Source organism: Burkholderia sp. Ac-20392, from assembly GCF_017104585.1.
GTDB lineage: Bacteria > Pseudomonadota > Gammaproteobacteria > Burkholderiales > Burkholderiaceae > Burkholderia > Burkholderia lata.
In genome coordinates this window covers 1-10,085 of record NZ_JAAGPB010000318.1, presented here as the reverse complement: position 1 = coordinate 10,085, position 10,085 = coordinate 1, and the positions used below count along the sequence as shown (strand labels likewise).

The 10,085-nt window shown below is 64.3% G+C and carries 12 protein-coding genes and 2 pseudogenes; 8 read left to right on the top strand and 6 right to left on the bottom strand.

Annotated elements, in window-relative coordinates; all coding sequences use genetic code 11:
- The 4 genes and pseudogenes from G3N99_RS42090 to G3N99_RS27255 all read right to left on the bottom strand — a co-directional run.
- Positions 1-115 (bottom strand): annotated as a pseudogene (locus G3N99_RS42090) (MotA/TolQ/ExbB proton channel family protein); the annotation flags it as partial.
- Positions 116-201: 86 nt separating this feature from the next.
- A complete protein-coding gene (locus tag G3N99_RS27265; protein WP_011352160.1) occupies positions 202-900 on the bottom strand; it encodes an energy transducer TonB in 699 nt (232 codons plus the stop codon).
- Between the two features lie 826 nt (positions 901-1,726).
- Positions 1,727-2,212, bottom strand: a complete 486-nt coding sequence (locus tag G3N99_RS27260) for a YbaK/EbsC family protein (protein ID WP_011352161.1) — start codon at positions 2,210-2,212, stop codon at positions 1,727-1,729.
- A gap of 124 nt (positions 2,213-2,336) precedes the next feature.
- A complete protein-coding gene (locus tag G3N99_RS27255) occupies positions 2,337-3,314 on the bottom strand; it encodes a cysteine synthase A (RefSeq protein WP_206123946.1) in 978 nt (325 codons plus the stop codon).
- Between the two features lie 145 nt (positions 3,315-3,459).
- Here G3N99_RS27255 and G3N99_RS27250 point away from each other — a divergent pair, with 145 nt between their 5' ends.
- Together G3N99_RS27250 and G3N99_RS27245 are read left to right on the top strand one after the other, a co-directional pair.
- Positions 3,460-3,948: an adenosine-specific kinase gene (locus tag G3N99_RS27250; RefSeq protein ID WP_206123945.1), complete on the top strand. Its 489-nt coding sequence runs from the start codon at positions 3,460-3,462 to the stop codon at positions 3,946-3,948.
- 224 nt (positions 3,949-4,172) lie between these two features.
- On the top strand, positions 4,173-4,466 hold the full coding sequence (locus tag G3N99_RS27245) for a YciI-like protein (protein ID WP_011352164.1): 294 nt from the start codon (positions 4,173-4,175) through the stop codon (positions 4,464-4,466).
- 7 nt (positions 4,467-4,473) lie between these two features.
- Here G3N99_RS27245 and corA read toward each other — a convergent pair whose 3' ends face one another.
- Positions 4,474-5,451 (bottom strand): magnesium/cobalt transporter CorA, encoded by a 978-nt coding sequence (gene corA, locus G3N99_RS27240; RefSeq protein ID WP_174933968.1) that lies wholly within the window; start codon positions 5,449-5,451, stop codon positions 4,474-4,476.
- Positions 5,452-5,630: 179 nt separating this feature from the next.
- Between corA and cydX the strand changes: the two genes are divergently transcribed.
- Positions 5,631-5,777, top strand: a complete 147-nt coding sequence (gene cydX / locus G3N99_RS27235) for a cytochrome bd-I oxidase subunit CydX (RefSeq protein WP_089472869.1) — start codon at positions 5,631-5,633, stop codon at positions 5,775-5,777.
- Entirely contained in the window at positions 5,774-6,391 is a 618-nt protein-coding gene (locus G3N99_RS27230) for an ATP-binding protein (RefSeq protein WP_041492851.1), read from the top strand. The genes cydX and G3N99_RS27230 overlap by 4 nt, the downstream gene beginning before the upstream one ends.
- 96 nt (positions 6,392-6,487) lie before the next feature.
- Here the strand turns inward: G3N99_RS27230 and G3N99_RS27225 are convergent, their stop codons facing one another.
- The gene (locus tag G3N99_RS27225; RefSeq protein ID WP_039357959.1) at positions 6,488-7,588 is read right to left on the bottom strand and encodes a saccharopine dehydrogenase C-terminal domain-containing protein; all 1,101 of its coding nucleotides are present in this window, start codon (positions 7,586-7,588) and stop codon (positions 6,488-6,490) included.
- 248 nt (positions 7,589-7,836) lie between these two features.
- On the opposite strand from G3N99_RS27225, the gene G3N99_RS27220 reads away from it, so the two are divergent.
- The 4 genes and pseudogenes from G3N99_RS27220 to G3N99_RS27205 all read left to right on the top strand — a co-directional run.
- Positions 7,837-8,619 carry a hypothetical protein gene (locus G3N99_RS27220; protein ID WP_206123944.1) on the top strand — a complete coding sequence of 261 codons (783 nt, stop codon included), beginning with the start codon at positions 7,837-7,839 and terminating at the stop codon, positions 8,617-8,619.
- 47 nt (positions 8,620-8,666) lie between these two features.
- Complete coding sequence (locus G3N99_RS27215; protein ID WP_206123943.1) at positions 8,667-9,107, top strand: hypothetical protein; 441 nt, start codon at positions 8,667-8,669, stop codon at positions 9,105-9,107.
- Between the two features lie 69 nt (positions 9,108-9,176).
- Positions 9,177-9,842 (top strand): response regulator transcription factor, encoded by a 666-nt coding sequence (locus G3N99_RS27210; protein WP_174933961.1) that lies wholly within the window; start codon positions 9,177-9,179, stop codon positions 9,840-9,842.
- Positions 9,818-10,085 (top strand): annotated as a pseudogene (locus tag G3N99_RS27205) (two-component sensor histidine kinase); the annotation flags it as partial. The gene G3N99_RS27210 and the pseudogene G3N99_RS27205, both read left to right, overlap by 25 nt.

Genomic DNA, 10,085 nt, shown 5'->3' with positions numbered 1-10,085 from the left:
TGCCGGCCGTGCCGCTTGCCTGCGCGTGGGCGAGCTGCGGTGCAACGAACCCGTCGATTGCGGCGACGGACATCAGGATGCTTGCCGCCAGCGCGGCCAGTGAACGCTTCGTCATACCCCACTCCAGTTATTTCGGTGAACTTAATACGTCAGTTCGAGATGGTTTTTCCCGGCCCGGATCGCACCGGGCCGCCCACTGCATCAATTCAGATTGAACGAGAACGGAACCTGGACCCGTACCGACTGGCCCTGCGCGACGCACTTGAATCGTTTCACGGTGTTGTAGGCCGCGCGATCGAGGATCGGATCCGCCGACTGCGCCACCCGTTCGTTCGTGATGTTCCCTTCCGCATCCACGACGAATTCGATCGTCACGTCGCCCGTGATGTTGTTTTCCTGCGCTTCCTTCGGATACTGGATCGACGCGCGCAGCGTGTCCGAATTCGGGCAAACCACCCCCACGTCATGGCTGACGGGCTTGGCCGGCGCGGGAGGCGCCACGACCGGCGCCTGCACGGCCGGTGCGGACGGCACCGGGGCCGACTGGTGCGTGATCGTCGCCTGCGGCGGCGCCTGCACCGGCACTTCCGGCGGCGGGACGAACGGCGGCGGCGGCGGCGCGAATTTCGGCGGCGGGAGTTTGACCACGGGCATCGGCGGTGGCGGCGGTGGCTTGACCGGCTCGATGATGCGGGTTTCGATCGGGTGCTGGATCACCTGCACGACTTTCGTCGCGAGGCCGTTGAGCAGCGCGTAGATCAGCACTGCATGCAGCACCAGGACGATTCCGATGCCGCCGAACCGGCGTACCGGATTCTGTTGCTTCTTGCCGAACTCCCGCGGGCGGCCCAGCGTAGCCAGTCCGCTGTTCGACGTAGCCAGATGTTCTTCGACTTTCATGCCCACCATCCATCCCCCAAGCGATTCGCCCAGTTCCGGATTGCTGCCGGCGGCAAAGCCAGGTCGGCATCGCCACCGCATCAACCCGAACATTTCATTTCAAATTCAATTAGCAATCCGAATTGAAAGAATTACATTCGAATTCCAATTCATTCTTTTTCAAGGAATCGTTCCGGCCGGCGCGACCCGGTTTTACACCGTAAAACCACGCGCCTGCACGTTCAGGCAATTGTCAGCTGAGCGGGCGGCGCCTCGTGTTTCGTCTGACGATTCGTCGTTCGTTACACGCCGATGTCAATCGCGCCGTTCACTTGGGTGCAGAAGATAGCAAGGAAAAAATTTTGACGTCAAACTTTATTTGATACCCGAATACAAAGTTTGGAGGGTTTATTCAAATAATATTCCGGTAAGCACAAATCAAACTTTTATTATTAAAACGGTAATTGAATTGTATGGATATATGCGAAAACGGATATTAAGTTGTTTCAACATAAATACCGGCATATTTCCTGCACTGCATCAAAATCGGCCCCAAGAGAAGCAACCGGGACGGTGCGTGCCCTCCTCTCGTCAACGTCCGCATCGGTCGCGCATTGCGCTGTTCGACCACCTCGAACCGGCCGAACAGCGATTCCTCAAGACATCCAACACCCTCTGGATATCCGAACGGTTAATCCGGAATGCGATTCAAATCCAAGGTCGATACATCGACCAAAGATCGACGCAATAATTTCGCATATCGAATTAACTATCGCGCGACATACCCACTGTCGCGACACACAACCGTGTCACACAGGCACCGACCAGCGCCGATGCACCGCACGCGTCAGGAGTGCATGCCCTGCATCTTGTGCGAGAAATGCGCGCGCTCGGCTGTCTCCATCAGCATCAGGAATTCATCCTGCATCATGTGGATCAGCGCTTCGTGGTCGCCGGCCTCGAAATAGACTTCCGGCTGCTGCGCGAGACGTTCCTCGAGAAACGTCTTCATGCCGTACGCCATGCACACCGGCGGCAACGCGCCCATGTCGCAATCCTTGAACAGCTCGCGCAGCTCGACCTCCCGGGCGAGCACGAGATGGCGTCCCGTCTTCACCCAGAGATCCGACAGGCGCACGGCGTACGTGGTCGGCAATACGGCGGCGACGTAGCCTTCGTCGTCTTCGAGGAGCACGGTTTTCGCGAGGCGATCGCCGGGAATATGCGCGGCGGCGGCCGTCTCCATGCTCGTATGGCTATAGGGGTGGTACACCACTTCGTACCGCGATGACTTCTGACGCAGGCAATCCTGCAGGGTGGCTGACACAGGCATGGCACACCTCGTCTGGGCGAAACGGGCGAACGGCGTTCGCACCGGATTCGTTCAGCATAGGTCGCATTCCGGCGGATGGAAATCCTCACCGCTCCCGCGCCTCGCACGGGTTCGACTCCCGGGTTCAGTCCCCCGGGTCCAGGCCTTTTTCGCGTAGCCATTCCCGATTGAAAAGCCGCGCGCGATAGATGTCGCCACGATCGCACAGCAAGGTCACGATCGTGTGCCCCGGCCCCATCCGGCGAGCCAGCCAGACCGCCGACGCAACATTGATGCCGCTCGATCCGCCGACATACAGCCCTTCCTCGCGCAGCAGCCGGTAGACCATCGTCACGCACTGCTGATCGTCGATCCGCACGGCGTCGTCGATCGGCGTGCCCGCAAGGTTTTCGGTGACGCGCGTCGACCCGATGCCTTCGGTGATCGAGCTGCCTTCTGCGCCGAGGTCGCCCGTTTTCACGTACCCGTAGAGCCCGCTGCCGTGCGGGTCGGCCAGCACGATCTGGACGTCCGGATTCTGCTCTTTCAGATAACGGCTCACGCCGGCCAGCGTGCCGCCCGTCCCGGTCGCGCAGACGAACGCATCGATCGTGCCCGCCGTATCGCGCCAGATTTCGGGCCCAGTCGTCTCGTAGTGCGCCTGCCGATTGACCACGTTGTCGAACTGATTGGCCCACACTGCATTGTCGAGTTCGTCAGCGAGCCGCCCGGCAATCTTCTGATAGTTGTTCGGGTCACGGTAAGGCGCCGCCGGCACCGGGCGCACCTCGGCGCCGAGCGTGCGCAGGATCGCCAGCTTGTCCGGCGATTGCGTGTCGGGAATCACGATCACGCAGCGATAGCCGCGCGCCGCGCAGATATGCGCCAGACCGATGCCGGTGTTGCCCGCCGTACCCTCGACAACGGTGCCGCCCGACTTCAGCACGCCACGCCGCTCGGCGTCGCGGATGATGTAGAGCGCCGCGCGGTCCTTCACCGACCCGCCCGGATTCATGAATTCCGCCTTGCCCAGGATCTCGCAGCCCGTCTCGGCGCTGAGCTTCGTCAAGCGAATCAGCGGCGTGCGCCCCACGCAGTCGACGAAGCCTTGTCGCACGTCCATGTCTGCCTCCATTGCCTTCGTGCAGCGCTCGCGCCACACACAACGAAGGATAGGCCGCCCTCGCGGCTTTCGTCGCCGGCCGCCGCGTATTAAGCTTGAAGGGCCCATTGCGGCGCACGCGCCGCATCGCGAGACGAGGTCCGCCATGCTGCAACTGCACACTGTTGCCATCGACAAGCCCGAGACCGTGAACTTCATCCTCGGCCAGTCGCATTTCATCAAGTCCGTCGAGGACATCCACGAGGCGCTGGTCGGCACCGTGCCCGGCATCCGCTTCGGGCTCGCCTTCTGCGAGGCGTCGGGCAAGCGGCTGGTGCGCCACTCCGGCACCGATGCGGCGCTCGTCGAACTGGCCTGCCGCAACGCCAGCGCGATCGGCGCCGGTCACGCGTTCATCGTGTGCCTCGGCGACGGATTCTTTCCGGTCAACGTCCTCAATGCGATCAAGGCCGTGCCGGAGGTCTGCCGCATCTACTGCGCGACCGCGAACCCGACCGAGGTGATCGTCGCGGAAACCGCGCAAGGACGCGGGGTCGTCGGCGTCGTCGACGGCTTCGGACCGCTCGGTGTCGAAAATGACGACGACATCCGCTGGCGCAAGGACCTGCTGCGCACGATCGGCTACAAGGCGTAGGGATAGACCGCCCGGCCCCGGCCTGAAGACCTGGCTGCATTGAAGGTGCGTTGCGGCCGGGATTTCAGGACGGTCAGCGACCAGACCGTTAGTTGCATTTTCGGCGCAATCGCGCGCCGCCATTCGTGTCGTGTCGCTGCCGTCCGCCTGCCCTATACTGCCCGCAGCAGACTGACTGACGGCGCGCCGACGCACCGGCCGCCGCGATTCTTCCCGGAGCCACCATGCATTACCAGTTGACCTACGAACTCGTCGACGATTACCTGTCCCGTCGCGAACCGTTCCGCGCCCAGCACCTCGCACTTGCGCAGGCTGCGACCGAACGCGGCGAACTCGTGCTCGCCGGCGCGCTGTCGGACCCGGCCGACCAGGCCGTGCTCGTGTTCGAAGGGGATTCGCCGGAGGCGGCCGAGTCGTTCGCGCGCGCTGATCCGTACGTGCAGAACGGTCTCGTGAAATCGTGGCGCGTGCGTCCGTGGCGCGTCGTGATCGGCAAGCACGCGCCGCCCCGCGCGTGAAGCGAGACTACAGCCACCCTGCCCGCTTGAATCGCCACCACAGCGCGAAGTCGGCGACGACCATCACGGCGATACAGCCGTAGAAACCGTATTTCAGGTGCAGTTCGGGCATGTTCGCGAAGTTCATCCCGTAGATGCCGGCGATCATCGTCGGGATCGCGAACAGCGCGGCGAACGAGCCGAGCCGCTTCGTCACTTCGCTCTCGGCCAGCGAAATCATCCCGAGATTGACCTGGATCGCCGTGACCACCATCTCGCGCCGCCCTTCGATCGTCTTCACGATCCGCTGCAGATGGTCGTACACGTCGCGGAAGTACGGTTCCATGCCGCTGCAGACCTGCGGAATGCGCCCGCCGGTGAGCTTTGCAAGCGGCTCGACCAACGGCGCCGTGTGCTGGTACAGCATCACGAGCCGGCGCTTCAGCGAATAGAGATCCTCGATGATCGCGCGCGACGACGCAGGCGTGGCCTTCGCGAAGATGCGGTCCTCGAGTTCCTCGAGTTCGGTGCCGAGCGTTTCGAGGATCGGGAAATAGCGGTCGACGACCTGGTCCATCAGCGCGTAGAACACGAATGCCGAGCCCTCCTGGAGCAGATGCGGCTCGCGCTCGCAACGCTTGCGCACGTCGCGGAAATCCTGCTCGGTATGGTTGCGGATCGACAGCACGTAATTCGGTCCGACGAACACGTTCAGCTCGCCGACGTTCAATTCATCGTCGTCGTCCAGCTCGACCATATGCAGCACCGCGAACAGCGAATCGCCGTACTCCTCGATCTTCGGGCGCTGATGCCCCTTGCGGGCATCCTCGAGCGCCAGTTCGTGCAGCCCGAACTCCTCGCCCATCAGGTCGAGTTCGGCAGGCGTCGGATCCTTCAGCGCGACCCACACGAAGCATTCGGGCTTCGACACGTAGTCGCTGATGGCGTCGATATCGATGTCGGCCAGCTTGCGGCCGTCCTGGTATGCAGCACAGTTGATCAGCATGTTGTCCGTGATGTTGCGGTTTGCGCATCAGTTTACCGGTTTGCTGCGCGGGCGGCCCGGCTTGCGCGGCACGGCGATATTGGTCATGATCGGTCTGCGTGCGCCGCAGCATGCGCACCCGGACACTTCGGACCACAAGCCGCACGGCCGTGCGGCCCAACCGTCAAGGAGACTGACCCATGTGGTATTTCTCGTGGATACTCGGCATCGGCGTGGCGCTCGGCTTCGGCATCATCAACGCGATGTGGCTGGAAGCGGAAGTCTTCTCGCGCGGCGACAAGCGCAACGGCGCGTCGGGCCCGCGCTCGGGAGGCAAGGCTTCGTGACGCACCTGGTGTTCTTCTGCGGTCACGCCGGCACCGGCAAGACCACGCTCGCGAAGCGGCTCATCGGGCCGCTGATGCGCGCGACCGGCGAGGCCTTCTGCCTGCTCGACAAGGACACGCTGTACGGCCGCTACAGCTCGGCCGCGATGGGTGCGCTCACCGAGGATCCGAACGACCGCGACAGTCCGCTCTACCTGAAGCACCTGCGCGATCCCGAATACCAGGGCCTGCTCGACACGGCCCGTGAAAATCTCGCGCTCGGCATCGGCGCGCTCGTGGTCGGCCCGCTGTCGCGCGAAGTGCGCGATCGCCGCATTCTCGACCGTGCGTGGCTCGGCATCGCACCCGACGTCACGCTGACGGTCGTCTGGGTCCACACGTCGGAAGACGTCGCGCACCAGCGAATCGTCGCGCGCGGCAACCCGAACGATGCCTACAAGCTCACGCACTGGGACGAATACCGGCAGCGCCGCTTCGTGCCGACCGGCCACGAATGCGACGGTATCGTGATGTTCGACAACACCGCGCCGTCCGACGCCGACGTCGACACCTTGCTGTACCGCATCGCGCCGCCCCCTCCCGCGGCCACGATCGTCCCGCCGCTGCCGGCCTGACCGCCGCCCTTTTTTCGTTCCCCGCAAAAAACAACGCCGGAAGCGCTGTTGCGCTCCCGGCGTCGTACGGCCCTCGTGCCAGAGGCTGACGGGTGGTCAGGCCACTTCGTGCACGCGCTCCATCGTGCCGCCTTCGTACAGCTTGCCGAAGCGGTTCGACAGGAACGCCTTCAGCGACACCTTTTCCTGCGGGATGAAACCGCTCTGCGGCAGCTTCTTTTCGCGGAACAGATCCAGCACCGCGCACATCGCGCCGGCCGTCGTGATCTGGATCGCGCTCATGTGCATCCCGCACACGTCCTTCGCGAAAATCTTGCGCGTGAACACGTCCTGCACCAGCTGGCCGTCCTTCACGCCCGTCACCGTGATGAACACGAGCACGACGTCCTGCTTCGTCGACGGCACCGCGCGGCGCATGATCGACTTCAGCGTGTCACGGTCGGTCGACAGGCGCAGGTCTTCGAGCAGGAACTGCACGAGATCGCGGTGGCCCGGATAGCGCACCGACTTGTAGTCGAGCGTCTCGACCTTGCCCGACAGCGTTTCGCACAGCGTGCCGAGGCCGCCCGACGTGTTGAACGCTTCGTATTCGGTGCCGTCCAGCGAGAAGTGCTCGAGGCCTTCGAGCGGCTGCACCCATTGCTTGCGGCCGTCGCGGATCGCTTCGCACGGCTGGCAGTATTCGTTGATCAGGCCGTCGACGCTCCACGTCAGGTTGTACTTCAGCGCGTTGGTCGGATACTCGGGCAGCGCGCCGACGCGCATCTTCACGTCGCGCACTTCGCTGAAGCCGTTCACCAGCTCATGTGCGGCGAGACCGATGAAGCCCGGTGCAAGGCCGCACTGCGGCATGAACGCACGGTCGGAGCCTTCGGCCAGTTCGCGGATCGCGTGGGTTGCGCGCACGTCTTCGGTCAGGTCGAAGTAGTGCACGCCGGCAGCCTTCGCGGCGGCGGCCACGTTGACCGCGAGGTAGTAAGGCAGTGCGTTGACGAGCGCATCGAAGCCCTTCACGGCTTCGCGAATCGCGTTCGCGTCGGCCGAATCGACCCGTTGCGTCGCGATGCCTTCGCGCGACAGCTTTGCAAGCGCATCCGCATCACGGTCGAACGCGACGACTTCGTAGTCGCCCGTTTCACGCAGCATGTGAGCAATGGTGTGGCCGATCAGACCTGCGCCGACGATGGCGATTTTCATGCGCTTATCTCCTGATGATGGGTTGGTGTTGTGAACGGCGTTGAGCCATGAACACAGTTTAGGGACGCTCAAAATCAGTTCCAAGACGAAGAATGATGCGAAACGACTGATAATTTCGACGTTCCGACGACACATTTCGTCGAAACGTCGAAATGGCGCTTTTTTCCCGCTGCCGGCCTCGCTATGGCTGGCCTAAGTCTCGGGTTTCAGACTGCATGCCGACCACCCGATTGCCAAGGAGGCATCGCATGCAATCCCTGCCCGCCCATCGCCCGCCGCACTGGCTGAACAAGGTGCCCGACGTCGCACTGTCGTTCTGGATCATCAAGATCATGTCGACCACGGTCGGCGAAACCGGCGCGGACTTTCTCGCGGTCAACGCGGGGCTCGGCCAGACCGTCACCCGCGTCGCGATGGCGTCGCTGCTAGCGATCGCGCTGTGGCTGCAGTTGCGCACGCGCCGCTACGTGCCGTGGATCTACTGGCTCACGGTGGTGCTGGTCAGCATCGTCGGCACGCAGATCACCGACCTGCTCACCGACGGCCTGAACGTCAGCCTCTATGCGAGCACCGCCGCGTTTGCCATCGGGCTCGCCGCGATCTTCTTCGTGTGGCATCGCGTCGAAGGCACGCTGTCGATCGACACGATCGTCACGCCGCGGCGCGAGCTGTTCTACTGGGCCGCGATCCTCTGCACGTTCGCGCTGGGCACCGCCGCGGGCGATCTCGCCACCGAGGCGCTCGGGCTCGGCTTCACGCTCGGCGCGCTGTGCTTCGGCGCATTGATCGCGGCCGTGTTCACGATGTGGCGACTCGGCGCCAATGCGGCGCTGGCGTTCTGGATCGCGTACATCCTGACGCGCCCGTTCGGCGCGTCGCTCGGCGACCTGCTCACGCAGGCCCGCACCTATGGCGGGCTCGGCTTCGGCGCCGCCTGGACGAGCCTGCTGTTCCTGACCGTGATCGTGCTGCTCGTCGCCGTCGCGCAGTTCGGCAGCAGCCCGCGCACGCGTGCCGGCACCACCGAATGACGCCTTTTCCTTTCCGCTCTTTCCCTTCATCGAATCGAGGACACGCCATGCGCATCCCCCATCCCGTTTCCCGTCTCGCCGTTGCCGCGGCCACGATTGCCCTGCTGAGCGCCGCCGCCGGCTGCTCGAAGCAGCAGGATGCGAACGCAGCGACTTCGGCGCCCGCCTCGGCCGCCGCATCGCCTGCTGCGGGCCACGCCTCGAAGCTCGGCGACCTGTCGCAGTTCCGCACGATCGCCGTCGACGTGAACACGCTCGTCGCCAAGGGCGACCTGCCCGGCGCGAAAACGCGCATCAAGGATCTCGAGATCGCGTGGGACTCGGCCGAAGCCGGCCTCAAGCCGCGCGCCGCCGCCGACTGGCACATGGTCGACCAGGAGATCGACCGGGCGCTTTCCGCATTGCGCGCGGACCATCCGACCCAGGCCGATTCGGCCGCCGCGATGAAGAACCTGCTCGCGGCCCTCGACCGGTTCAGCGGCAAATAAGGATCGGCGCGTGACGCACGCGCGGGAATCGCATACGCTGGCGGCGTTTGCGCGGCACGGAGAACACGCATGCGAATACTGCTCGTCGAAGACGACCCGATGATCGGCGAAGCCGTCCATGCCGCGTTGAAGGACGCGTCGTACGCCACCGACTGGGTCACCGACGGCGTGCGCGCGTTGACCGCGTTCGCCGCCCAGCCCTACGACCTGATCCTGCTCGACCTCGGCCTGCCCGGCCGCGACGGGCTCGACGTGCTGGCCGCCATCCGCGCGAAGGACGCCAGCGCGCCGCTGCTGATCGTCACCGCACGCGACGGGCTCGACGATCGTCTTGCCGGCCTCGACGGCGGCGCAGACGACTACATCGTGAAACCGTTCGAGATGGCCGAGCTGCTCGCGCGGATTCGCGTCGCGATCCGGCGCCGGGCCGGTTCGGCTGCGCCGCTGCTGAGCAACGGGATCGTGTCGCTCGATCCGGCTACGCGCGAGGCCGCCGTCGACGGGCACGCACCGGTGCCGCTGTCGAATCGCGAATTCGCGCTGCTGCGCGCGCTGCTGGTGCGCCCGGGTGCGATCCTGTCGCGGCGCGAGCTCGAGGATCGCCTGTACGGCTGGGGCGAGGAAGTCGAAAGCAATGCGGTCGAATTCCTGATCCATTCGCTGCGCCGCAAGCTCGGCAGCACCGTGATCAAGAACGTCAGGGGTGCGGGATGGATGGTTTCAAGAAACGGCTGAACGAATCGATCGGGTTCCGCCTGTCGGTCGCGCTGTCGGCCGCGATCCTGGTCGTCGCGACAGTCGCGGCCGCGTTCGCGTTTTCATCGGCATTCGACGAAGCGCACGAATTGCAGGACGACGTGCTGCGCGAGGTCGCGACGCTGCTCGACCGCGAGCACACGCCGTCGCTCCATGCCGACGGCACCGGGCCCGCGCGCGAAAGCGACGAGCTGTCGCGCGTGATCGTGCAGCCGCTCGGCA